This window comes from Marinospirillum alkaliphilum DSM 21637 (genome assembly GCF_900119735.1).
Taxonomy (GTDB): domain Bacteria; phylum Pseudomonadota; class Gammaproteobacteria; order Pseudomonadales; family Halomonadaceae; genus Marinospirillum; species Marinospirillum alkaliphilum.
In genome coordinates, this window is sequence record NZ_FPJW01000002.1 from 313735 (window position 1) to 336847 (window position 23113).

Sequence of the window (23113 nt, forward strand, 5' to 3'; positions counted from 1 at the left end):
AACCGGCTCCAGGCCGGTTTTTTTATTGTCTGGTACAGCTCAGAAGTCATACCAGGTACCGTCAGGGTGAGGCAACAGCCACTGACGGGAGAACCAGAAGAAGCGGTTTTCCGTTGCATGGGGGGCTGTGCAGTTATAACGTGGACGGCCTGTAGAAAGGTCACGATCGCTGTTGACTGTGACAACCACGTTGCCATTTTCCAGTGTGCGGGTTCTGACCGGCAACACCTGCGCATCAGGGCCATAACACGCCAGTTGTCGCAGGCGGTAATCACCGGGTGCCAGGGTCAGGGTCAGGGTAGGGCGGCGCTCACGTCCTGCCAGTACAGTGGAAACGGGTTCTTCGGACAGCAGTGGAAAAGGCACTGCATGAAGTTTGGTGCGCAGTGTGGTTGGGTTGCTGAAAATGCCATTGGCAGCATATCGGGGTATGGCGGTCATGCCGGTAAAGGGGCTTGCAGGACCGGATTGTTGCCCAAAACCCACGTACCCAAGGCGCCTGACCAGCTCTTGAATCTCAGGTGTATATTCCCCGTAGGGGTAAGCCAGGTAACGAGGTGTTTCACCCAGGTGCTTTTCAATTTCGCGCTGGTTTTCAACGATTTCGTGAGTCAGGCGCTCCAGCCACTGTTCATCGGTTTCACCTTCTTCCTTGCGAATCATGTGGGGGTGGGTCAGCGTGTGGTTGGCAATGATGCCACCGGCTTCTTTTGCTTCTTTCAGCTGTGCCCAGCTCATGTGTAATGGATGCCGCTCATTGATCGGCTGGGCATTCACAAAGATGGTGAAGGGCAAGCCACGCTCTTTCAGCAGTGGCAGTGCGTTCTCATACACGCTGATGTAGCCGTCGTCAAAGGTGATGACGGCTACCCTGTCTGGCATGGGGCGGCGGCGCTGCAGGTGTTGTACCACACGATCCAGTGGCCACACCTGAAAACCATCACGCTCCAGCAGGTCCAGATGCTCCCGGAAGCGCTGTGGCGAGGTGCTGGTTGAGGGTGGGGTGCGACTGCTGATGTGGTGATACATCAGAATGGAGGCATGAAAACGGTCAGCAACTTCTGCTGGTTGATTGGCTTGCAGTTTGCTCAGTGGTACAAAACCAGTCAGCAATATCAGCAATAAAAACAGTCGTGACATAGTGCTGTCCTTTATTTTCAGGTTTGTTTCAGCAAGGGACGAAGTACTTCCATCGCTTCATTGATGGTTTGGAGTTTTTCCGGGTCGCCACCTCGGTCCGGGTGGTGTTGCATCGCCAGGCGTCGATAACTGAGCTTGATTTCCCTGGCTGTGACGCCTTCTCTTAAACCCAGTGTTTGTAGCGCCTTGGCTTTGAGACCGCCGCCGGTGAAAACCGTTTCTTCGTGCAGTCGCTTCCAGAAGTTATTCAGGGCGCTTTCGATGTCCTGCTGAGTGGTTTTTTCCAGCATATCCAGATCAAGATAATAGTCCCGCATTGGATCATGTTGCTGCAACGCCGGGCTGCCGGGGTTATAAGGCTGTAACTGCAGGCGCACAGCGGTGATTTCCAGGTGCCCCTTACCTGTACGCCATAATTCATCACGTAACTGGTACAGAGCGTTGTAGAGCAGGAAATGGGTGCGAAACAGCTTGACGCTGTCACTGAAGGTGTCGGGTTCCAAGGTTACAGTGCCCTTCTCATCCAGAGCCTTGAGCAGCGCATGCTCGTTGACTCCTTCAGGAAAACTGCGCAGCACCTCGATCAGGTCTTCAAAGAGTCGTGTTTCCTGTAGCGCTGTCATGTGTTTTTCAGGCCTTCACTTTCTTTTTTCATAAGGGGATGTTAGCAGGCGCTGGCAGGATAGAAAACGTCTCCGACCATTTACATTTCAGACAGCTTTGGTTAACTTGCGCACCTCTGTTCATTTTATAACCGGTATATCCAGATGCAGGAACTCTTGCCCAAGGCCCGCAAGGAATTCAACAAGCTGCAGAAGCGGCTGCGCCGTGAGACGGGGCAGGCGATTGCTGATTTCAACATGATACAGGATGGCGACAAGGTGATGGTGTGTCTCTCCGGAGGCAAGGACTCTTATACACTGTTACACATCCTGATGGGGCTGCAAAAAAGTGCTCCGGTGCACTTTGATCTGGTGGCAGTGAATCTGGACCAGAAGCAACCCGGTTTTCCCGAGCATGTGCTGCCCAATTATCTGGAGCAGTTGGGTGTTCCCTATTACATTCTGGAAAAAGATACCTACAGCATCGTCAAAGAAAAGATACCAGAAGGTAAAACCACCTGTGGCCTCTGTTCACGCCTGCGCCGTGGCACCCTTTATGGTTTTGCCGAGGAGATCGGAGCCACCAAGATTGCCTTGGGTCACCACCGTGATGACTTGCTGGAAACCCTGTTTCTGAACCTGTTTTTCGGGGGCAGTCTGAAAGCCATGCCACCCAAGCTGTTGTCTGATGACCTGAAGAATATTCTGATCAGACCTCTGGCTTATTGCCGCGAGAGGGATATTGCCGAGTTTGCAACCCTGATGGAGTTTCCGATCATTCCCTGCAATCTTTGTGGTTCACAGGAAAATCTGCAGCGTCAGGTGATCAAGGAAATGCTGCAGGACTGGGAAAAGCGTTTTCCCGGCCGGATTGAGACGATGTTTAATGCATTGCAAAACGTGGCGCCTTCTCAGTTGGCAGATACCCGCATCTTTGATTTTGCCGGGCTGGAAGCGCAGCGAGAGAAGGCTTTATCGAACCGCATCAACCTGCTGGATGCGCTGGTTACCGAGGCTTGATAACCAACGCCAAATGGATTTAATCGCCTTCAAAGGCCATCAGTGCATAGGTGGACACATCCATTGCCTGCAATCGCTGGCTGCCACCGTGATCAGGCAAGTCGATCAGGGTGGCAACTTCATGCACTCTGGCTTGTTGGCGCCGAATCAGGGTGGTGGCTGCAATCAAGCTGGCACCACTGGACAGCAAGTCATCAAATAACAACACGCAGCTGCTTTCATCCAGTAGCCCTTGGCGCATTTCCAGGGTGCGATCACCGGATGAGCTGGGTGCCCGCTCATGCAGCACTTCACCAGGTTCTTCACCCAGGTCGCGAATCAGGATCAGTGGCAGGTTCAAACGATAGGCCAATACAGCTGCAAACATGGTGCCACGGCCTTTAAGTGCTACAAGGTGTGTTAAAGGTGCGTCAACATATCGGTGTGCAAAGGTGTCGGTGATGGTTTGCAGTGCTCGCGGTTCACTGAGCAGCCGGGATAAGTCGCGGGTGTTGTAACCCTTGCGAGGAAAATCCCGGTGGACGTGGATGAGTTGTTTGAGTGGGAAATCATCAAGCATGGCCTTGTCTCCTCTTGAACGGTTGAAATCCTTTTCCTGCCAGTCTTGTGGCTCAGGATGCGACCAGTTTGGCTCCGGTTTCGGCTTCACATTCACTTAGACCGGCAATTTCCAGTAATTGCTGACGATCCGTGATATGCACTTCTTTACCATTCACCGCAATGATCTGGCTGGTCTGGAAGCGGGTGAAAACGCGGCTGACTGTTTCTACGGCCAGTCCAAGATAGTTGCCAATTTCGTTGCGCGACATGGGGAGCCGAAAGGTGTAAGGTGAATAACCACGTCGCTTGAAGCGAGCAGAGAGGTTAGCCAGGAAGGTGGCCACACGCTCTTCGGCATTCTTTTTGGAAAGCAGCAGCATCATTTGTTTGTCGTCACGGATTTCCTTGCTGAGGCTGCTGAACATCTGTTTGCGCAGGTCTGGCAACTCGTTGGATAACTCCTGCAGACGGGAGTAAGGAATTTCGCAGACGGTGGTGGTTTCCAGTGCTCTGGAGGAAACCGGGTAACTACTGCAGTCGATGCCATCCAGTCCAACCATTTCGCTGGGCAGATGAAAGTTGGTGATTTGCTCTTCACCATCATTGGTCATGATGTAGTTTTTTAAACTGCCGGAACGCACTGCATAGACACAGTCAAAAGAGTCACCCTGGCGGAACAGGTGTTCACCCTTTTTCAAGGGTTGGCGTCGCTTGATGATACGATCCAGTTGATCGATGTCTTCAAGATTGAGGGATAAAGGCAGGCAAAGTGAACTCAGGCTGCAGGTCATGCAGCGGGTTTCCTTGGTCAGGTTCAGGCAATTTCCTTTTTGTTGTCTGCTGGGCATCGCGTTTCTCCCTCATCGTTAACAAAACATGACACAGCTCAATTACTTGTACCATGACGCCTGCGGTATGGCAATGAGATGTCAGTTGAGTATCAGGCCAACACCTCATTTCCGCAGGAAATATAATGTTAAATGATGCGTGAAAACGCTCTGCCAAGGCTGGCCTGATCCAGGTAGGCGTCAAATACCATGCAGATGCTGCGGATCAATAGGCGGCCAGCAGGTGTAACCAGTAGCTGGTTGCCCTTGATGTGCAGCAGTCCATCCTGTTGATGCTGCTGCAGCTGTTTGAGTTCCTTGGCAAAGTACTGATCAAAGTCGATGTTATGAGTGGCACCAAAACTTGCGCCATCCAGTTCAAAATGACAGATCAGTTGGTTGATGGCTGCCCGACGAATCAGGTCATCATCAGTCAGCCGCATGCCACGCAGGGTTGCAAACTCACCTTTGCTGATGCACTGCTCATAACCTTCGGTGTCGTGATGGTTCTGGGCATAGGTTGGGCCGACCTGGCTGATGGACGAGGCTCCCATCGCCAGCAGGTCACAGTCCGAGTGGGTGGTGTAGCCCTGGAAGTTGCGATGCAGACGACCTTCCCGCTGGGCCACGGCCAGGCTGTCCTCGGGTCGGGCAAAGTGGTCCATGCCAATGTAAACGTAACCGGCCTCGACCAGGCGGCGAATGGTCTGTTCCAGAATGGTTAACTTGTCTTCCGGGCTGGGCAGATCTTCAGCATTGATGCGACGCTGGGGTTTAAACCGCTCTGGCAGGTGAGCATAGTTGAATACGGACAGGCGATCCGGATTCATTTCGATGACTTCTTCCAGGGTGGCGGCAAAGGTTTCCGGGGTCTGGTGGGGCAAGCCGTAAATGAGGTCCAGATTCAGTGAGCGGAAGCCAAGATCGCGTGCCTGTTGCAGCGCCTGCTCTGTCATCTCGCGAGGTTGAACCCGGTTGACTGCTTCCTGCACCTTCAGGTTCAGGTCCTGCAGGCCAAAGCTCATGCGATTGAAACCCAGTTCACGCAGTAGTGGCAGGGTATCTGCCTGAATTTCGCGAGGATCAATTTCGATGGAATAATCACCCAGGTCGTCATCACGCAGGGCAAAGCGCTTGCGTGTTTCCTGCATCAGTTCATGCATCTGCTGGTGAGACAGAAAGGTTGGCGTGCCACCGCCCCAGTGCAGCTGGTTAACCACGCGGGAGGTATCGAGGTGTTGGGTTGCCAGATCCATCTCTTGATAAACCCGGTGCAGGTAGGGTTCACAGCGGCTGGTGTCTTTGGTGGCGATTTTGTTGCAGCCACAGTAAAAACAAACCTTGGCACAGAAAGGAATATGGAAATAAAGCGATAGCGGCGCCCCTGTGGCATTGCTCTCGGTTAAGGCAGCAGCAAATTCACCAGAGCGAAACCCGTCGTGAAATTGTGGAGCGGTCGGATAGGAGGTGTAGCGTGGACCGGCCAGATTGTAACGATCAATCAGTTCCGGGTTCCATTCAAAGGTATTGAAGTCGACCTTGCTCATCTCTAATGACTCTCCAGGGGAGTGTTCCCCATGATTAATGGGTTCAAAGGTTTACTGGCTTATTTTAGCCCAAACAAGGGTAGTGCCATCCATAGTGCAAATGCCACCAGCAATATTGCCGAGAGCTGGCGCCATAAGGGTTGGCGCAATAAGCCCGTAAGCTGCCGGGCGAGGGCGCCGGTGACCAATAGTGTTGGTAAGGTGCCAAGCCCAAAAGCCAGCAGCAACAAGGCACCATTCAGGCTGCTGCCACTGCTGAGTGCCAGCAGCAGCATTGAATATACCAGGCCGCAAGGCAGCCAGCCCCAGATGCCACCAATCACCAGTGCCTGCCCGGCATGTTGTACCGGCATCAGTCGGCGGCTCAAAGGTTCAAGCCAGCGCCACAGGTGTTTGCCCAAGGCTTCAACACGGGTCAGGCCATTCCACCACTGACCAATGTAGCTGGCCATCAGCAGCAGCATGATCACTGCCAACCAGCTTAACACCAGACGTATGCCAACCAGTTGATTGATGAGTAACTGGCCAAGTCCACCGGCGAGCATTCCGGCAAGCATGTAGCTGCCAATGCGGCCAAGGTTGTAACTGAGCATCAGTGATGCAATGCGCAGTGGATGGCGTTGACTGGGTGGCAGGGCAAAACTCAGGGCACTGACAATACCACCACACATACCGATGCAGTGCCCTCCACCCAGGAGTCCAGCAATAAAAGCTGTCAGCAGACCTGCGGCAAGCAGTTCAGTCATTGTGGTGGCTGCTGCCGATCCTTGCTTGCAGCGTCATCAGTGGCTGTTGTCTTGGTATGGTTTTCATCCGGTTTTTCAGCTGAAGCAGGTTTTTTTTCATCTTCATCAAACAGGATGGAGTAGGCTGGGCCATCCAGATCTTCAAATTGGTCGTGTTTTACCGCCCAGAAAAAAGCCCAGATAGCCAGCGCCAGCAGTAAGAGCGAGAGTGGGATTAACAGGAACAGAATGTTCATGAGCTGGGCTCCTCGATTGGCGAGTGCTGTCGTGCAACTTCAGTTTTCTGTTCCTGCAGGCGCTGTTCACTGGCTTTGTCACGCAGGCGTAGTGCATTAAACACAACAATCAGTGAGCTGGTGGTCATGCCTATGGAGGCCAGAATCGGAGGAATCATGCCCATGGCTGCGGCAGGCAGTGCCATCAGGTTGTAACCCAGTGATATGGCGAGGTTCTGCATGATGTTGATACGCGTCATGCGTGCCTTTTCAATGGCTTGGGGAATGCGTACCAGCTTGCTGGACATCAGCAGGGTATCTGCACTGGTTTTAGCCAAATCCGTGGCATCACCCATGGCGATGGACACCTGGGCTCCTGCCAGTACCGGTACATCATTGACACCGTCGCCCACCATGATGACCTGGCGGCCTGCTTGCTGAAGTTCACGCAAGCGCTCCAGTTTGCGTTCCGGGCTGGCGCTGGCGGTGTAATGGCTGATGCCCAGCTCCTGGGCAATGCTTTCTACTGACCCTTGCTGGTCACCGGACAAGAGCTCAACCGTGATACCCAGCTTCTGGAGCTCTGCCAGCATTTCTTTGGTATCCGGGCGCAGCTGATCGCTGAGGCGGAACCAGCACAAGGCCTGCTGATCATCAGCCAGCAACAACCACTGACCTTCCTCTTCTGGCGGAGTGAAGGGTTGATTTGGGCAGGCAAAGTCAGCCCGGCCCAGTCGATAACTCTGGTCAGCAATTTTGCCACTGATGCCTTGCCCGGTATGGGCTTGAATATCGCTGGCAGTCAGGTTGGCATCCCGGCTTTCAGCAAAGGCTCGGGCAATCGGGTGTTCCGAATGGGCTTCGAGCGCGGCGGCCAGTGCACGGATATGTGTCTTGCGAGCGTCATCATTATCAGCAAGCCAGCGAACTTCTTTCAGTTCAAGACGGCCTTCGGTGAGGGTGCCGGTTTTATCAAAGATGATGTGATCTGCTTTGCCCAGGCCTTCCAGTACATGGCCACGAGTAATTAATACACCCATACGTGCCAGTGTGGCATTGGCTACTGCCAGCGCAGTGGGGGTTGCCAGTGCCAGAGCACAGGGACAGGTGACCACCAGGACGGACAGGGTGACCCAAAAGGCACGTGACGGATCAATCATCCACCAGATGCTGAACACCGTTACAGAAACCAGCAAGGTGGCCGCTACAAAGTAGCGTGAAACCAGAGTCGCCAGGGTAGCAATACGTGGTTTTTCTGCCAGCGCCCTTTCGCTGAGGCGAGAAATACTGGCCAGTCGTACATCCTGTCCGGTTTTTTCTACTTCAACAATCAAGGGGCTATCAATATTCTGGGTGCCAGCCAATACCTTGTGTCCCGGGTGGCAGGAGACCGGCAGGTATTCACCGGTCATGGTGGCTTCATTGACACTGGAATGACCACTGAGGATGACGCCATCAACCGGGAAGGTGTGGCCCGGTTTGATCAGGATGCGATCACCGGGTTTCAGGTTGCGGCTGGGCAGGTAGTGCTCTTCATTCCGTTCATTCAGCAGTATGGCTGCCTGCGGCATTAAATCCTGCAGGGCATTACCACCGCTGCCAATCCGGTGGCGGGTGCGCATCTCGATGTAGCGGCCAAACAGCAGAAAGAAGGCAAACATGGCAATTTCGTAGAAATGCAGGGTGCCGACCTGAAACAGCATGGCGTATGTACTGCCAAAATAACCCAGCAGTATGGCCAGCGAGACAGGCACGTCCATGTTCAGGCGCTTGTGTGATAACTCACGCCAGGCACTGATGAAAAATGGCCAGGAGGAATAAAGCACCACCGGAGTGACCAACAGGAACTCAGCCCATTGAAACAGCAGGGTATAAACAAAACCGACTTCGCCCAACAGCCCTTCGTCACGAGCAATACCAAACATCATCGCCTGCATGGAACCAATGGCGGCAACAATCAGGCGGCGCAGGTATTTTTTGTTTTCAATATGGAGCTTTTTCTGCTGCTCATCAGCTTGCCAGGGAAGTGCGGTATAGCCGATGGATCTGAATTCTGCCAGCAGTTTGCTGAAGGAGGTTTTGCGAATATCCCAGCGCAGGGTGGCACGCTGGGCACTGAGGTTGACGGCTGTGCGTTCCACACCATCAAGATGGTTGATCTGGTGTTCAATCAACCAGGCGCAGGCTGCACAGGTGATGCCATCAATGGCCAGGGTGGTTTCAGCCATGCCGTCTTCATCCTGGTGCACAAACTCCTGCAGCAGCTCGGGCGCGTCATAAACCTGCAGTTCGGCCAGTTCGGCTTCAGTCAGTTCCGGGCGCGGGGGCAGCTCGGTACGGAATTTATAATAACTTTCCAGGCCGCCCAGCACGATGGCATTGGAAACAGCTTCGCAGCCTGGACAACAGAGTCGCTCCATTTGATCCTTGATTTTGACAACATAGGGGCTGTCAGTTGGAACCGGTTCACCACAATGGAAGCAGGCTTGTTGCGTCATTACTCTCTCATCAGTTGTTATGGGTGCACAGAAAATAACCGAATTTTAACGTTTGCTGGGGCGTAGCTCCAGCGATTGCTGCATCGGGAAATGCCCGCGCCCATAAAGACGCCATTCACGCTCTGGGCCATAGAGTTTTACATCCCAGTCGTGCTCAGGGTTACGTGGCAGGTTGCCAACATAACGACCACCCTGAAGGTGTTGAACCGGAACAGAGAAGTCCAGAGAGGAGCGGGTGGGGTTTTCCATCAGTACAACCAGTTGATCCGGGAAGCGTTCGAGCTGTCCAGACAGATCAAGGAACAGCTGGCTGTGAGTGAAACGCAAGCTGCCTTGCAGATTCAGTTCACGAGCCACACGGTCACGCTCAAAGGACTGATTGATGGTGCGGCCTTCCTTGTAATAGTCCTCATGTACCGGGCCATCATAGTGAATGATGCCGATGACCAGCAGCGATAAACCAACAGCTACACCGGCCAGGGCTGGCGAAAATGCCAGCCAGACCATCGAGTTTTTATACCAGGGGGTCGAGGTGTTGCTTGAGTTGCTCATATTAACGGGCTGACCTTATAAAAAAGCGGGATTCACGACTCGCGGCAATGCGCGGATCTTGCTGAGACTGTAAGCGGATTTCAATGTTGACCGCAGGACTGCCAGGAAGTTGCGCAGGATTGCCGATCACCTGAATCGGGAACTGACGCACTTCACCACCGGCCAGAGTGTAAACAGCTGCACCCTGAAGCTCAACACCATCGACGCCATGAAGAGTAAGTGTGTAACTGTGCTCGCGCTGATCCATGTTGGCAATGCGGATCAGGTAGCTGTTTTCCACCATCCCATCCGAAGTCATTCGAAGCAACTGATTGCGATCCCTGAGGACTTCAAGCTCTACCGGGATGCGGTTGCTGAGTGCAACTGAAAAGGCAACCAGCATTGCCAATAGCACAATAAAATAACCGATCAAGCGCGGACGAAGAATCTTGGTGGTGCGACCGGCCAGTTCCTCTTCTGTGGTGTATCGGATCAGTCCGCGTGGATAGCCCATCTTGTCCATGACCTGATCACAGGCATCAATACAGGCTGCACAGGTGACACATTCATACTGCAGTCCATTACGAATATCGATGCCCACCGGACAAACCTGTACACAGAGGTCACAGTCAATGCAGGAGCCCAGTCCCTTGGCTGCAGGGTCATCCGATTTCTTGCGGGCACCGCGTGGTTCTCCGCGAGCGGTATCGTAAGAAACAATCAGTGTGTCCTTGTCGAACATCACTGCCTGGAAGCGGGCATAGGGGCACATGTAAATGCATACCTGCTCACGCATCCAGCCAGCAAATAAATAGGTAAAGAAGGTAAAAAACCCCAGCCAGAACAGTTCCCAGGGGCCAAGATCGAAGCTCAAAATACGAGGAATAAGATCAAGAATAGGAGAGAAGTAGCCTAAAAAGGCGATGGCAGTGGCCAGTGCAATCAATACCCAGATGAAGTGTTTGGCACCTTTGCGCAAAGCCTTCTCGGTGTTCAAAGGTTGTTTGTCGAGCTTCTTGCGCTGGTTGGGTGAGCCTTCGGTTTTGTCTTCCACCCAGATGTAAAGCCAGGTCCAGACAAACTGTGGGCAGGTGTAGCCACACCAGACGCGCCCGGCAAAGTTGGTCACAAAAAACAGTACAAAGGCCAGAATGATCAGCAGCCAGGCCAGCAGCATGAAATCATGTGGGAAAAAAGTGACGGAAAAGATGTGGAACTGGCGGTTGGGCAGGTCAAAAAAGATGGCTTGACGGCCACCCCAGGGAATAAAGCTGCCAAAGAAAAACGCCAGCATCAGCACCCAGTTGCTGCCGGTGCGCAGTTTCTGGAACAGCCCCTGCACCCTTTTGACATAAATATGGCGTCGTTTGGCATAGAGCTCGCCCTGTGGGCCGCCCGTTGTGGGTGATTTGCGGTGCTGTCCTGCATCAACAGGGGTGACATCTTTTGTGGGAATCTTTTCGGTCATGCGTTCATCACCAGGCTTGAGTGGACTTGTCTGTCAGTCGAAACCTTTTGCCTGCAGGCAGCAGGACAGGTTTTCTTGGAGGGATGATATAACTATCTGCCTGTGAAAAGAAAAAGGGAATGCGGCTGACTGCCGCATTCCCGCGGGGCGACTGCTTATTTGCCTTGGTTCAGGCTATAAATATAGGCTGTAACCAGATGCACTTTCGGCAGCAGCTCTGCTTTTTCCTGAGCACTCAGGCTGCGCAGGTTGTTCGGCAGCTCAACACCATAGTCCAGGTAACGAGCCTGGGCAGGCATCAGGCCATTACGGCCGTGACGCAGGGTGAAAGCAACCGAATCATACACGCTCTGGCCTGGCTGCACGTACATCCAGGAGTTGGCAGTCAGGTTGGGTGCGCCGATGGAATCCAGTCCCATGGCAGCACTGCCCTGGCCGTCAACACCGTGACAGGCTGAGCAGATGGCCTGGTACATGGGGGCGGCTTCTTCCGCCTTGGCGGCGTCATGTTCGAGACCGGACAGGCCCAGAACATAGTGGGTCATGGTGTCTACGCCACGCTCACCCAGCATGTCAACCCAGGCAGGCATCAAGCCGTTGCGGCCGAAGATGATTGAGTCACGAATCACCTCCGGGTCACCGCCGTACAGCCAGTTGCCATCGGTCAGGTTCGGGAAGCCATAGGCACCGCGAGCAGAAGAACCGTGACAGACTGCACAGTTGTTCTGGTACAGGCGGTCAGCAACCTGCATGGCTGCAGGATCGCTGGCCAGGGTGCGAATGTCGATCTGGGCATACTGCTGGAAGATCGGGGCGTAGCGCTCTTCAGCGCGCGCCATTTCATCTTGCCATTGACCTGTTGAGGTCCAGCCCAGCAGGCCTTTGTAGTTACCCAGGCCCGGATAGAGCGCCAGATAAACCAGACCAAATACAATGGTAATCACGAACATGATGAACCACCAGCGGGGCAGGGGGTTGTCATATTCTTCGATGCCGTCAGCTGCGTGACCGGTGGTTTCGACTTCACCGTTGGCGGCCGGGACTTTGTCAGTTTTGCGGTTCGCGTAGAGGAGCCACCAGCAGAATGCAATCACACCCAGGGTGATTACAGAGATCCACAGGCTCCAGAAGCCGCTCATGGCTTGGCTAGTCATGCTTTTTCTTCTCCAGTGATGAGCTTGCACCCTGGTTATGGTCGTCTTCGTGTTCGTCGGCGAAGGGCAGGTTAGCTGCTTCATCGAACGGCTTTTTCTGGTTCTTGCTGTAGGCCCAGAACACAATGCTCAGGAACGCAATCAGCAGGACAACCGACATCAAGCCACGAAAAACATTAATATCCATAACCTTACCGTGTGTCTTTCAGGACAGTGCCCAGCTGTTGCAGGTAAGCAACCAGGGCATCCATTTCAGTTTTTCCACGAACCATGTCCGCGGCGCCTGCGATGTCTTCATCGGTATAAGGTACGCCCAGCATTCTCAGACGCTCCATTTTGGTCGCGGTATGGCGGCCATCCAGAACGCGGTAGTTCAGCCAGGGGTAAGACGGCATGATGGACTCAGGTACTACGTCACGCGGGTTATACATGTGTGCGTAGTGCCAGTCGTCACTGTAGCGGCCGCCCACACGAGCCAGATCAGGACCGGTGCGCTTGGAGCCCCACTGGAAAGGGTGGTCGTAAACGAACTCACCCGCAACCGAATAGTGACCGTAACGTTCGGTTTCGGCACGGAACGGGCGGATCATCTGGGAGTGGCAGGTGTAGCAGCCTTCACGGATGTATACGTCACGTCCTTCAAGTTGCAGTGCATTCACTGGCTTGAGGCCTTCAACCGGTTTGGTGGTCTCATCCTGGAAGAACAGCGGAACAATTTCTGCCAGACCGCCGAAGCTGATCACAACCAGGATCAGTACGGACATCAGACCGATATTCTTTTCTACGATTTCGTGTTTCATTCAGCTAACCCCTTCCTCAGGCCGTTTGAGCGGCGGCTTTCTCAGAAGCCTTGCTGGACACAGTCATGTAGACGTTGTAAGCCATCAGCAGCATGCCGACCAGCCACAGAACGCCACCCAGCCAGCGAACCACAAAGCCTGGATGACTGGCTTCAACGGATTCAATGAAGGTGTACATCAGGGTGCCGTCAGCGTTTACTGCACGCCACATGAGGCCCTGCATGATGCCGTTAACCCACATGGAGGCAATGTAGAGCACGGTGCCGACAGTGGACAACCAGAAGTGCACGTTGATCAGGTCAACAGAGTACATTTCTTTCTTGTCGAATACTTTCGGGATCAGGTGATAAACAGCACCGATGGAAATCATGGCAACCCAACCCAGAGCACCGGCGTGTACGTGACCAATGGTCCAGTCGGTGTAGTGAGACAGGGCGTTTACAGTCTTGATGGACATCATCGGGCCTTCGAAGGTAGACATACCGTAGAAGGACAGGGAAACCACCAGGAAACGCAGTACTGGGTCGGTGCGCAGTTTGTGCCAGGCACCAGACAGGGTCATCATACCGTTGATCATGCCACCCCAGGATGGAGCCAGCAGAATCAGGGACATGATCATGCCCAGGGATTGAGCCCAGTCAGGCAGAGCGGTGTAGTGCAGGTGGTGAGGACCAGCCCACATGTACACACAGATCAGTGCCCAGAAGTGCACGATGGACAGGCGATAGGAGTAAACCGGGCGCTCAGCTTGCTTGGGTACAAAGTAGTACATCATGCCCAGGAAGCCGGCGGTCAGGAAGAAACCTACCGCGTTGTGACCATACCACCACTGCACCATGGCATCCGTAGCACCAGAGTAAATGGAGTAGGAGTGAGTCCAGGTCACCGGGATGGCCATGCTGTTAACAATGTGCAGAATGGCTACGGTCAGAATAAATGCCGCAAAGAACCAGTTGGCCACATAGATGTGGGAGGTTTTGCGTACATAAATAGTGCCCAGGAATACGATGGCGTAACTCACCCACACCACGGCAATCAGAATATCGATCGGCCAGATCAGCTCGGCGTATTCTTTACCCTGGGTCAGACCCAGTGGCAGGGTGATGGCAGCCAGTACAATGATCAGTTGCCAGCCCCAGAAGGTGAAGGCAGCCAGACCATCAGAAATCAGGCGAGCCTGACAGGTGCGCTGGACCACATAGTAGGAAGTTGCAAACAGGGCAGAACCACCAAATGCGAAGATAACCGCATTGGTGTGCAGCGGACGCAGGCGTCCGAAGCTGGTCCAGGGGAGATCAAAGTTCAGTGCAGGCCAGGCCAGCTGGGCTGCGATCCAGACGCCGACAAGCATGCCGACGATACCCCAGACCACAGTCATGATGGCAAATTGCCGAACCACCTTATAGTTATAGGTAGGGTGTTCAATTGCTGTGCTCATGTCAGGTTCCCATTACAGCAGTTAAGTTGGATGAATCCAGCGCCAAGTTTCGGGGAGCCGGGTCTCCCCAGCCATGATACATGTCAATGGATCAGGTGCATTCTAGCGCAGCGATAGAATGACCTGAACCTGAGTGGGCTGATTCCTTGGGATTTTTCTGATAAGAAAGCCTGATTGAGCGAGATATTCCTTTTATAACATGGTGTTACGTTTGCGCGTCAAAAAACCACATAGACGAAAGTCGACAAGCGGCTTGACGAACATTTTTTTCAATTAAAAAGAGGAGTTTTTTTAATTCCTGCCTTCTTATACTCATCTGAGCGAATAAAGTTCACTGAATGATTCGGGTACTTGTGTTCAAAATTTGCTCGGCGATGTGCTCGGGATGCTTGTTGCTCAATTCCGGTTATGCCTTTTGATGTTATGGTGGTGGCGAGTGTTACCGAAGCGCTTGAAAGCATGTAAAAAAATATTTGACACTCGATAAAAAGGATGTAGAATGCGCAGCCACATGAGGCGGGTGGTTAGCTCAGTTGGGAGAGCACCAGCCTTACAAGCTGGGGGTCACAGGTTCGAACCCTGTACCACCCACCATTTTCAGGTTAGGTGACACAGTCTGAAAATGAGCCTTGTCTCATGTTTTGCTGCGTAATGCGGACCGGTAGTTCAGCTGGTTAGAATGCCGGCCTGTCACGCCGGAGGTCGCGGGTTCGAGCCCCGTCCGGTCCGCCAGACAGAAGCAATTTCTGAAGCATCAATGCGGACCGGTAGTTCAGCTGGTTAGAATGCCGGCCTGTCACGCCGGAGGTCGCGGGTTCGAGCCCCGTCCGGTCCGCCACTTCAGAACACCTGGGTGGTTAGCTCAGTTGGGAGAGCACCAGCCTTACAAGCTGGGGGTCACAGGTTCGAACCCTGTACCACCCACCATTTAAAAGCCGCACAGTGTTGCGGTTTTTTTGTTTTTTCCCCCGCTTTTTCCTCTTTTGTTGCTATCCGCCTGCTTGTTGTGGTTTTTGCTGAACTTTCCAGGTGTCTGCTGGATGTTATTTGACCGGCCCGTCATTATTTATCTTGAGTGTTTCAAACGAACGCTTGACAGCTTTTGTTGGATTCACAAGACTGACGCTTGTGGCCAACAAGAATACAAGATCAGGAGTCTGCCGTGAGTCATTCCAATTACCCTCATTTGTTTGAGCCCCTGGACCTGGGTTTTGTAACCCTCAAGAACCGGGTGCTGATGGGTTCCATGCATACCAATCTGGAAGAGAGTCCTGGTGGTTTTGAACGCCTGGCGGCATTTTATGCTGAACGTGCTGCAGCGGGCGTGGCTTTGATTGTTACGGGTGGCATAGCGCCCAATGAATCAGGTGTGGTGTTTCAGGGCTCTGCAAAACTGACAAGTAATGAGGAGGCAGCAGAGCATCGAGTGGTCACTGATGCGGTGCATCGTGCCGGTGGGCGCATTTGCATGCAGATTCTCCATACCGGGCGTTATGCCTATTCCGGCAAGCTGGTTGCCCCCTCAGCCTTGCAGGCACCCATTAATCCCTTCACCCCGAGGGAACTGACCGTTGAAGACATCGAACAGCAGCTGCTGGATTACACCCGTTGCGCGGTGCTGGCCAAGGAAGCCGGCTATGACGGTGTGGAAATCATGGGCAGTGAAGGTTATCTGATCAATCAGTTTATCTCGCGGCGAACCAACCAGCGCCAGGATGACTGGGGCGGCAGTTACGAAAACCGCATCCGTTTTGCTGTGGAGTGTGTGCAGCGCGTGCGTGAAGCCGTGGGTCGTGAGTTCATCATTATTTTCCGCCTGTCGATGCTGGATCTGGTGGAGGATGGCAGCACCTGGCAGGAAATTGTGCAGCTGGCCAAAGCCATTGAAGCTGCAGGAGCCACACTGATTAATACCGGCATTGGCTGGCATGAGGCCCGCGTTCCGACCATTGCCACCAGCGTACCGCGCGCAGCTTTCACGGAAGTGACCCGACGCATGAAGGGTGAGGTTACGATTCCGTTGATCACCACCAATCGCATTAATATGCCTGAAGTGGCTGAAACGGTGCTGGCTGCCGGTCATGCCGATATGGTCTCGATGGCTCGCCCGTTTCTTGCCGATGCTGAGTGGGTCAGCAAGGCAGCAGCAGGGCGCAGTGATGAGATCAATACCTGTATTGCCTGTAATCAGGCTTGTCTGGACCAGATTTTTGTTGGCAAGTTGACGTCCTGTCTGGTGAACCCCAGGGCTTGTCATGAGACCCTGTTTGAAGCCAGTCCTGTGACACAGCCCAGAAAGCTGGCAGTGGTGGGTGCTGGCATGGCGGGTTTGTCCTGTGCCACAGAGGCAGCCGCTCGCGGACATCAGGTAACCCTGTTTGAGGCGAGTGATGAAATTGGTGGTCAGTTTAATCTGGCGCGCCAGATTCCGGGTAAAGAAGAATTTAATGAAACCCTGCGTTATTTCCGTCGTCGCCTGGCGTTGACGGGTGTTGATTTGAAGTTGAACACGCCGGTGCAAGCAGTGGACTTGCAGGGTTTTGATGAGGTGGTCGTGGCGACCGGAGTGACTCCAAGGATTCCTGATTTTTCCGGTGTGGATCATCCGAAGGTGAAAACCTATGTGGAAGCCATCCGTAATCCTCACTCCATTGGGAAGAAGGTGGCTTTGTTGGGGGCCGGTGGTATCGGTTTTGATGTTGCTGAGTTGCTGGTGCAGCAGCCGGGGCATTCAGCCAGTCTTGACTCTGAGCACTTCATGCAGGAGTGGGGAGTCGACCTGAGTGTCAGTGAGCCTGGTGGTCTGGTGCCACCTGAAGCACCTCAGGCTGCACGCGAGGTTTATCTGCTGCAACGTAAATCCAGCAAACCAGGCAAGGGGCTGGGTAAAACCACTGGCTGGATACATCGTGCTTCTTTGCAGGCGTATCAGGTGAAGATGTTGTCAGGTTGTGAATACCTGAAGGTGGATGATGCTGGTCTGCATCTACGGGTGGGCGGTGAGGAGCAGTGCCTGGCGGTGGATCACGTGGTGCTTTGTACGGGGCAGGAATCAGTGAATGACCTGTATGGCAGTCTGCAGGCGCAAGGGAAGAAGGCGCACCTGATTGGTGGTGCTGAACTTGCGGCCGAGCTGGATGCCCGGCGCGCCATTGAGCAAGGGTATCGTCTGGCCTTGTCGCTCTGAGAGGCTCCTTGGAACAGCGTGATCAGGTGGCAAAGTATTGCTGCAGGTAGGTGTCAAAATCCACCTGATCTGCAGCCTCGATAGCTTGCTGCTGCTCCAGTGAGGTTCGGCTGAGTGCTTCCAACTGGGCCTGGCGGGCCGGGTTGATCGGGTTGGCCAGCAGTTGTTCACGCTGGGCACGTGCCAGTTCCAGTACAGCGGGAATATGGCCGCCACACTCTCTGACCAGCTGCAGCATGCGGGCTGAGGGGGTTAATGCCGGGTCATCAACTCGGGTTTGCTGCTGGTTCAGTGCATCACAGAAAGGGGTGGCTTCCGGTGTACCCAGATCCAGCAGCTGGCAAACAGGGTGAAGTTGTTGCAGCAATTCGCTGGCAGCCTGTTGCAGGCGTTGGTTGTTGATCAGGGTTCCAGTGTTGCGCCCATGGTTAACCACTGACTGCAGATTACTATCAATGGCACGACAATCAGCATCGCTTAGAGGCGGGCTGTCCTGTAACAGACAGAAGAGCAGAAAGGCATCTAAAAAGTGCATTTGTGCAACGTCGATTCCACCGGGTAAAAAGGGGTTGATGTCCAGGCAGCGCACCTCGATGTACTCCACTCCTTTTTCCTGCAGTGCCTGACTGGGTTTCTGGCCGCTGCGCGCAACCCGCTTGGGACGTATGTCGCTGTAATATTCGTTTTCGATCTGCAGGATATTGGCATTCAGCTGGCGGTATTCACCATCCACCTTGACACCGATTTTTTCATAATCAGGATGGCGGGTGTGTATCGCCTGATGCAGTGTTTTTATGTAGTTATCCAGCGAGTTGAAGCAGACCTTTAAACTGGCTTGCACCTTGTTCTGATAACCCAGATCGGACATGCGCAGGCTGGTGGCCTGTTCTGCTCCCCAGGTGTTAGGGGCCAGTGGTTGCAACGGGTGTTCAGTGCGTCCATTGAGGAAACTTTCATCCAGTGCCGGACTGGCACCAAACAGGTAAATCAGCAGCCAGGAGTGGCGGCGGAAGTTGCGAATCAGGCCAAAATATCGCTCTGAACGCCAGGCATCATCTGCTGCGGTGGCTGGCAGTCCATCCAGTTCGGCCAGAAGTGGCCAGAGTGCATCAGGAAAGGAAACATTGTAGTGCAACCCGGCAATGCTCTGCATGATGCGGCCATAACGCCAGTCCAGTCCGCGCCGGTAAACGTGTTTCATGCGCCCGACATTGGAGTTGCCATATTCTGCAATTCTGACACTGTTATTGCCGTTCAGGCGGCAGGGCATGCTGGCAGGCCAGAGCAGTTCCTGCTGTTCCAGTCGTTGCAGGCTGAAGCGATGCAGGTCCAACAGAAAGTCCAGCGTGTTTTCACAGCTGGAGCAGACAGGGGTAATAAATTCCAGCAGGGCTTCAGAATAGTCTGTGGTGATGTGTGGGTGGGTCAGTGTTGAGCCCAGAGCTTTGGGATGCGCTGTCTGGCTGATATCGCCCTGAGGTGTGGTCCGTAGAGTTTCCTTTTCAAGGCCGCGACGGATGCTGTTGAACAGGCCTTGTTCTGCTGCGGTTTGAAGGCCGCTCAGGCGTTGAGAAAAGTCTTGGGTCACTGGGCGGTTGCCTTTGAATGGTTGAGCGCAATACTAGGATGAAACATGGCGCATCTTAGCCAGTTTCACTGCCTCCAACAAGTCAGTGAAACCGGCTCTATCAGTTAGCCAGGTAACTGCCCCAGGTTGGAGAGTGACAGTAAGTGGGCATAAACCCAGGGTAGCCAGCCTTTGTGATGAAACTCCAGCACTGTGGCATCATCCAGTTGCATAAAAGCAGCTTCATCAATAACACGAAAATCCTTTAGCAGGATGTTGTTACCCGGCACCCGTACCTGCAGGTCCCTTCGAACCAGCAGTTTTAGCTCTAAAAGCCGATTGATAAAAGGCTGGGTGCGCTGCATGTCTTGATGCAGGGCTTCAACAAAAGCCAGCACCTTTTTCAGTTGTTCGGTTTGTTCACCCTGTTCGGTAAACAGCGGCTCTCCTCGTTGCTCCTGATTAAAACCTTTCCAGCTGTCATCAAAACACAGTGTCTGGCGTGAGGCGTCGTCATCCTGTGCCAGAATAAAGGGATAACGGCGCACAAAGGCAGGGATGTAAGTGTTGCCTTGCCATTGGTTCTGATCATTCACAAACAGGTTTTGCTTTTCGCTGTACCCCATGATGGCTACGGCCAGCAGCCCGGCATCATCACCAGAAAAGAGGATGGGGTAATGGCGACAGGCAGCAAAAAATTCGGTGGCTGCCAGCGGAACGGCGGGGGTGCTGCGTGCAAAACCAAAGTCGTTGGTTAGTAGCTCTTGGTATAACTGGCGATGTTTTTCGCTATTCAGTGGCTGAATGCTTTTGTAAAACAGAAGGCTCATGGTTTCCTTCCCTGGTTGGTATTCGGTATCGGAAGGGCCATGTTATCCATCCGCGGCTGTTCTGTGAAGGCAGCCGCGGAATATTTGAAGGGGTATCAGACTCTGGCCGCTTCACTGCGATTACTGATCAAGGCTTTGAGTAGCAGTCCGCGGGTGATGCTGCCGACCAGTTTGCCGTTTTCCACCACCGGATAAACCTTGGGTTTGTCAGGCTGAGACATGGTCTGAGCCAGCTCAATGATGCTGTCATCCGGGTCAACGCTTAGTACATCGGTGCGCATCACTTCGTGTACGGTGGATTTGCTGCTGCTGTGATAACTGGAGTCCAGCAGCTGACGCAGCAGGTCATGCTCGGAGACAAAGCCCACCAGTGTGCCGCGTTCATCAACTACGGGTGCACCCGGTAGTTTGTGTTGCAACAGGCCAGTGACTGCCTCTTCAACACTGCTGCTGGCCAATAGCCGGAAACTGTCATGAGACATGGCTTGGCGGACTCGAATATGCTGGGTCATGGTGTTTCTCCTTCTTTCTTTATAGTGGAATCATTGTCTGATTCTTGCGGCCGCTGAGCGCAGGGCTGTGCGTAATCCTTCCTCCAGTGTTGGGTGGTAGAAGGGTTGTTGCAGCAGCTGTTCAAGGGTCAGTTGCTGCTGAATACTCCAGGCCAGCAGGTGGCCCAGATGCTCTGCTGCAGGACCCAGCATCTCCGCGCCCAGCAAAATGCCGCTGTTATTATCAGCATAGACGCTCAGGCGCCCTTTGTTAACTTGCATTACACGAGCGCGCCCCTGATTGCTGAAATCGGCTTCCCCGATGACAATTTGTTGTTTGCCAGGTTGATTCAGTAGCTGGTTGTAGCTGTTGCCAGCAATGGCCATCTGGGGATCAGTGAATACCAGGGTCAATGGCGTCCGGCGTGGCCTGGATTCAACCTTTGGCCAGAGTGCGGCATTCCTTCCTGCCAGGTGCCCTTCATCATTGGCTTCGTGTAATAAAGGACGATATCCGGCAGCATCACCGGCAATGAAAATATGAGAAGGGCTGCCGTCAAGGTTGGTGCACTGGGCGGTCAGTGGATTGGAAACGGGCAGGCCACGACGATCAAGCAGCAGGTTTGCTGCTTCCAGTTGTACCCGGTCAAGGTTTGATTGACGCCCGGTGGCGGCCAGCAGGTAGTCAAACGTTTTTGTTTGTGGTTGCCCGTTGGCATTGAGGTAGCTGATGGTTACGCCGGCAGGTGTTCTGCTGATGGTTTTCACCTCGCTGCCTAACTGTAAATCCAGCGTCTCTTCAAAGGTGGCCAGTGCTGATGCTTGCAGGGCAGGGTCTTGTAAGGGTCCCAGTTGACGGGTGCGAGCAAACAGGCTGACCTCTACACCCAGGCGTTGCATCGCCTGTCCAAGCTCCAGACCGATCACACCGGCACCGAATACCGCCAGACTGCGGGGCAGGGTTGGCAGCTCAAAGACCTGTTCATTGGTCAGTAGCCGGTCCCCGGCATTCAGGAGCTGTGATGGAATGTTTGGACGGGTACCAGTGGCAAGCAGGATGGTGCGTGCTTCAATCTGGTCTCCTCTGTCGGTTTTCAATCGGTTCGGGCTGACAAATTGCACGCTTCCTTGCAACAGGCTGTTGTCTGGCCAACCTTCAACTTCACGAACTACACCCTGCACAAAGCGGTCTCGCTCTTTGCGCAGGCGTTGCATGACAGCAGTACCATCCACCTGGATGGTGCCAGGGTGGATACCCAGTTCAGGTGCTTGTTGCAATTGATGCGCGGCATCGGCTGCGGCAATCAGTAGCTTGCTCGGCATGCAGCCGACACGAGCACAGGTGGTTCCCAGGGGGCCGTTTTCAATCAGTAGTGGCTGAAGTCCGGCCTTGCGTGCAGCCTTGTATGCACTCATGCCTGCAGTGCCTGCACCGATAATGGCCAGGTCGGTTTGGTATTGCATAAAAACTCCACTGATCAATTATAAAAGTAACTTCTAATATATCATGGGTGACCAGAGTGGATGGGTTTTGGATTCAGCTTGTCTTATAATTCGTTAACTTAAAATTTGATGGAGGTTTACAAGGTGGCGTATCTCTGGGGTGTGACCCTGTTGTGGGCCTTTTCATTCAGTCTGATTGGTGTGTATTTGTCCGGCACAGTGGATGCTTATTTTGCGGTGTTAACCCGCACCCTGCTGGCCAGCCTGGTGTTTTTGCCACTGATCCGCTTTGCCCGCATACCCATGCAGCTGGCGCTGCAGCTGATGTTTATTGGTGGTATTCAGCTGGGGGTGATGTACCTCTTCCTTTATCAGTCTTTCAGTTTTCTGAGTGTGCCGGAAGTGGTGTTGTTCACCATTTTTACACCGGTTTACATCACGCTGCTGAATGACTTGCTGAACCGGCGCTTTACCTTCTGGTATCTGGCCACCGCATCTCTGGCAGTGATTGGTGCCGGGGTGATACGTTACAACGAAATTTCCACCGGTTTTCTGGTCGGTTTTCTGCTGGTGCAGGGTGCCAACCTGTGTTTTGCCTTCGGGCAGGTGGCTTATCGCCAGGTGATGCTGACTGAAAAACAATCAGGGCGTGAGGTGCTGGAGCATCGTGAGGTGTTTGGTTACTTCTATCTTGGCGCCTTGTTGGTGGCTGTGCTGGGCATGTTGATCTGGGGGAACTGGGAAAAACTGCCAGTTACCACGACCCAGTGGGTGGTCTTGTTGTGGCTGGGATTGGTGGCTTCCGGTGCTGGTTATTTCCTCTGGAACAAGGGTGCTACACTGGTGGACGCTGGTGCGTTGGCAATCATGAACAATGCATTGGTGCCTGCTGGCCTGTTGGTGAATCTGCTGATCTGGAATCGTGAGGTGGACCTTACCCGTTTATTGTTGGGTGGTTTGATCATTTTGTTGGCACTGTGGATTAATGAAAAACTGGTACGACCAAGGGTAGAAGTGCAGCAGGCATGAGGCAGGCGCCACTGGTAATCCCGGTGGTTTAAGTGTTTAA

The 23113-nt window shown here is 53.6% G+C and carries 21 protein-coding genes and 4 tRNA genes; 7 read left to right on the forward strand and 18 right to left on the reverse strand.

The genetic code is table 11. The features are described from left to right. Window positions 1-39: 39 nt before the first annotated feature. Together BT114_RS04690 and BT114_RS04695 are read right to left on the reverse strand one after the other, a co-directional pair. A complete protein-coding gene (locus BT114_RS04690; protein ID WP_084661904.1) occupies window positions 40-1140 on the reverse strand; it encodes a polysaccharide deacetylase family protein in 1101 nt (366 codons plus the stop codon). Between the two features lie 17 nt (window positions 1141-1157). Next, window positions 1158-1763: a DNA-J related domain-containing protein gene (locus BT114_RS04695; RefSeq protein ID WP_072325175.1), complete on the reverse strand. Its 606-nt coding sequence runs from the start codon at window positions 1761-1763 to the stop codon at window positions 1158-1160. A 144-nt stretch (window positions 1764-1907) separates the two neighbouring features. On the opposite strand from BT114_RS04695, the gene ttcA reads away from it, so the two are divergent. After that, window positions 1908-2762 (forward strand): tRNA 2-thiocytidine(32) synthetase TtcA, encoded by an 855-nt coding sequence (ttcA, locus tag BT114_RS04700; protein WP_072325176.1) that lies wholly within the window; start codon window positions 1908-1910, stop codon window positions 2760-2762. 19 nt (window positions 2763-2781) lie between these two features. On the opposite strand, the gene BT114_RS04705 is transcribed toward ttcA, so the two are convergent. From BT114_RS04705 to ccoN, 12 genes are all read right to left on the reverse strand, one after another. Beyond that, window positions 2782-3321, reverse strand: a complete 540-nt coding sequence (locus tag BT114_RS04705; RefSeq protein ID WP_072325177.1) for a phosphoribosyltransferase family protein — start codon at window positions 3319-3321, stop codon at window positions 2782-2784. A 52-nt stretch (window positions 3322-3373) separates the two neighbouring features. Further along, the gene (gene fnr / locus BT114_RS04710) at window positions 3374-4150 is read right to left on the reverse strand and encodes a fumarate/nitrate reduction transcriptional regulator Fnr (protein ID WP_281249020.1); all 777 of its coding nucleotides are present in this window, start codon (window positions 4148-4150) and stop codon (window positions 3374-3376) included. 128 nt (window positions 4151-4278) lie between these two features. Beyond that, on the reverse strand, window positions 4279-5676 hold the full coding sequence (gene hemN / locus BT114_RS04715; RefSeq protein ID WP_072325178.1) for an oxygen-independent coproporphyrinogen III oxidase: 1398 nt from the start codon (window positions 5674-5676) through the stop codon (window positions 4279-4281). Between the two features lie 59 nt (window positions 5677-5735). Next, window positions 5736-6422 carry a sulfite exporter TauE/SafE family protein gene (locus BT114_RS04720; RefSeq protein WP_072325179.1) on the reverse strand — a complete coding sequence of 229 codons (687 nt, stop codon included), beginning with the start codon at window positions 6420-6422 and terminating at the stop codon, window positions 5736-5738. Beyond that, a complete protein-coding gene (gene ccoS, locus BT114_RS04725) occupies window positions 6419-6658 on the reverse strand; it encodes a cbb3-type cytochrome oxidase assembly protein CcoS (RefSeq protein WP_072325180.1) in 240 nt (79 codons plus the stop codon). The genes BT114_RS04720 and ccoS overlap by 4 nt, the downstream gene beginning before the upstream one ends. Further along, entirely contained in the window at window positions 6655-9135 is a 2481-nt protein-coding gene (locus BT114_RS04730; RefSeq protein ID WP_072325181.1) for a heavy metal translocating P-type ATPase, read from the reverse strand. The genes ccoS and BT114_RS04730 overlap by 4 nt, the downstream gene beginning before the upstream one ends. Window positions 9136-9180: 45 nt before the next feature. Further along, window positions 9181-9687 (reverse strand): FixH family protein, encoded by a 507-nt coding sequence (locus BT114_RS04735; protein ID WP_084661906.1) that lies wholly within the window; start codon window positions 9685-9687, stop codon window positions 9181-9183. Between the two features lies 1 nt (window position 9688). Continuing rightward, on the reverse strand, window positions 9689-11134 hold the full coding sequence (gene ccoG / locus BT114_RS04740) for a cytochrome c oxidase accessory protein CcoG (RefSeq protein WP_072325183.1): 1446 nt from the start codon (window positions 11132-11134) through the stop codon (window positions 9689-9691). A 155-nt stretch (window positions 11135-11289) separates the two neighbouring features. Further along, the gene (ccoP, locus tag BT114_RS04745; protein WP_072325184.1) at window positions 11290-12288 is read right to left on the reverse strand and encodes a cytochrome-c oxidase, cbb3-type subunit III; all 999 of its coding nucleotides are present in this window, start codon (window positions 12286-12288) and stop codon (window positions 11290-11292) included. Further along, window positions 12281-12475, reverse strand: a complete 195-nt coding sequence (locus tag BT114_RS04750) for a CcoQ/FixQ family Cbb3-type cytochrome c oxidase assembly chaperone (RefSeq protein WP_072325185.1) — start codon at window positions 12473-12475, stop codon at window positions 12281-12283. The genes ccoP and BT114_RS04750 overlap by 8 nt, the downstream gene beginning before the upstream one ends. 4 nt (window positions 12476-12479) lie before the next feature. Further along, window positions 12480-13088: a cytochrome-c oxidase, cbb3-type subunit II gene (ccoO, locus tag BT114_RS04755; RefSeq protein ID WP_072325186.1), complete on the reverse strand. Its 609-nt coding sequence runs from the start codon at window positions 13086-13088 to the stop codon at window positions 12480-12482. A 16-nt stretch (window positions 13089-13104) separates the two neighbouring features. Further along, complete coding sequence (gene ccoN / locus BT114_RS04760; protein WP_072325187.1) at window positions 13105-14526, reverse strand: cytochrome-c oxidase, cbb3-type subunit I; 1422 nt, start codon at window positions 14524-14526, stop codon at window positions 13105-13107. Window positions 14527-15044: 518 nt separating this feature from the next. On the opposite strand from ccoN, the gene BT114_RS04765 reads away from it, so the two are divergent. The 5 genes from BT114_RS04765 (at window position 15045) to BT114_RS04785 (ending at window position 17713) form a co-directional block, all read left to right on the forward strand. Next, window positions 15045-15120: transfer RNA gene (locus BT114_RS04765), tRNA-Val, on the forward strand. Between the two features lie 61 nt (window positions 15121-15181). Continuing rightward, window positions 15182-15258, forward strand: a tRNA-Asp gene (locus tag BT114_RS04770). Between the two features lie 29 nt (window positions 15259-15287). Then, a tRNA-Asp gene (locus BT114_RS04775) sits at window positions 15288-15364 on the forward strand. A gap of 13 nt (window positions 15365-15377) precedes the next feature. Then, a tRNA-Val gene (locus tag BT114_RS04780) sits at window positions 15378-15453 on the forward strand. A 235-nt stretch (window positions 15454-15688) separates the two neighbouring features. Further along, window positions 15689-17713, forward strand: a complete 2025-nt coding sequence (locus BT114_RS04785) for an NADPH-dependent 2,4-dienoyl-CoA reductase (RefSeq protein ID WP_072325188.1) — start codon at window positions 15689-15691, stop codon at window positions 17711-17713. A gap of 22 nt (window positions 17714-17735) precedes the next feature. Here BT114_RS04785 and gshA read toward each other — a convergent pair whose 3' ends face one another. From gshA to BT114_RS04805, 4 genes are all read right to left on the reverse strand, one after another. Further along, a complete protein-coding gene (gshA, locus tag BT114_RS04790) occupies window positions 17736-19301 on the reverse strand; it encodes a glutamate--cysteine ligase (protein ID WP_072325189.1) in 1566 nt (521 codons plus the stop codon). A gap of 104 nt (window positions 19302-19405) precedes the next feature. Further along, window positions 19406-20110: a SapC family protein gene (locus tag BT114_RS04795; RefSeq protein ID WP_072325190.1), complete on the reverse strand. Its 705-nt coding sequence runs from the start codon at window positions 20108-20110 to the stop codon at window positions 19406-19408. A gap of 95 nt (window positions 20111-20205) precedes the next feature. Continuing rightward, entirely contained in the window at window positions 20206-20622 is a 417-nt protein-coding gene (locus tag BT114_RS04800; protein ID WP_072325191.1) for a CBS domain-containing protein, read from the reverse strand. 30 nt (window positions 20623-20652) lie between these two features. Continuing rightward, on the reverse strand, window positions 20653-22065 hold the full coding sequence (locus tag BT114_RS04805) for a dihydrolipoyl dehydrogenase (protein WP_072325192.1): 1413 nt from the start codon (window positions 22063-22065) through the stop codon (window positions 20653-20655). 123 nt (window positions 22066-22188) lie between these two features. Here BT114_RS04805 and BT114_RS04810 point away from each other — a divergent pair, with 123 nt between their 5' ends. Further along, window positions 22189-23073 (forward strand): DMT family transporter, encoded by an 885-nt coding sequence (locus BT114_RS04810; RefSeq protein WP_072325311.1) that lies wholly within the window; start codon window positions 22189-22191, stop codon window positions 23071-23073. Window positions 23074-23113 lie beyond the last annotated feature (40 nt).

Coding starts and splice junctions, on each gene's coding strand:
- BT114_RS04690 (WP_084661904.1), bottom strand. CDS start 1,140: ATGTCACGACTGTTTTTATTGCTGATATTGCTGACTGGTTTTGTACCA.
- BT114_RS04695 (WP_072325175.1), bottom strand. CDS start 1,763: ATGACAGCGCTACAGGAAACACGACTCTTTGAAGACCTGATCGAGGTG.
- ttcA (WP_072325176.1), top strand. CDS start 1,908: ATGCAGGAACTCTTGCCCAAGGCCCGCAAGGAATTCAACAAGCTGCAG.
- BT114_RS04705 (WP_072325177.1), bottom strand. CDS start 3,321: ATGCTTGATGATTTCCCACTCAAACAACTCATCCACGTCCACCGGGAT.
- fnr (WP_281249020.1), bottom strand. CDS start 4,150: ATGCCCAGCAGACAACAAAAAGGAAATTGCCTGAACCTGACCAAGGAA.
- hemN (WP_072325178.1), bottom strand. CDS start 5,676: ATGAGCAAGGTCGACTTCAATACCTTTGAATGGAACCCGGAACTGATT.
- BT114_RS04720 (WP_072325179.1), bottom strand. CDS start 6,422: ATGACTGAACTGCTTGCCGCAGGTCTGCTGACAGCTTTTATTGCTGGA.
- ccoS (WP_072325180.1), bottom strand. CDS start 6,658: ATGAACATTCTGTTCCTGTTAATCCCACTCTCGCTCTTACTGCTGGCG.
- BT114_RS04730 (WP_072325181.1), bottom strand. CDS start 9,135: ATGACGCAACAAGCCTGCTTCCATTGTGGTGAACCGGTTCCAACTGAC.
- BT114_RS04735 (WP_084661906.1), bottom strand. CDS start 9,687: ATGAGCAACTCAAGCAACACCTCGACCCCCTGGTATAAAAACTCGATG.
- ccoG (WP_072325183.1), bottom strand. CDS start 11,134: ATGACCGAAAAGATTCCCACAAAAGATGTCACCCCTGTTGATGCAGGA.
- ccoP (WP_072325184.1), bottom strand. CDS start 12,288: ATGACTAGCCAAGCCATGAGCGGCTTCTGGAGCCTGTGGATCTCTGTA.
- BT114_RS04750 (WP_072325185.1), bottom strand. CDS start 12,475: ATGGATATTAATGTTTTTCGTGGCTTGATGTCGGTTGTCCTGCTGATT.
- ccoO (WP_072325186.1), bottom strand. CDS start 13,088: ATGAAACACGAAATCGTAGAAAAGAATATCGGTCTGATGTCCGTACTG.
- ccoN (WP_072325187.1), bottom strand. CDS start 14,526: ATGAGCACAGCAATTGAACACCCTACCTATAACTATAAGGTGGTTCGG.
- BT114_RS04795 (WP_072325190.1), bottom strand. CDS start 20,110: ATGAGCCTTCTGTTTTACAAAAGCATTCAGCCACTGAATAGCGAAAAA.
- BT114_RS04800 (WP_072325191.1), bottom strand. CDS start 20,622: ATGACCCAGCATATTCGAGTCCGCCAAGCCATGTCTCATGACAGTTTC.
- BT114_RS04805 (WP_072325192.1), bottom strand. CDS start 22,065: ATGCAATACCAAACCGACCTGGCCATTATCGGTGCAGGCACTGCAGGC.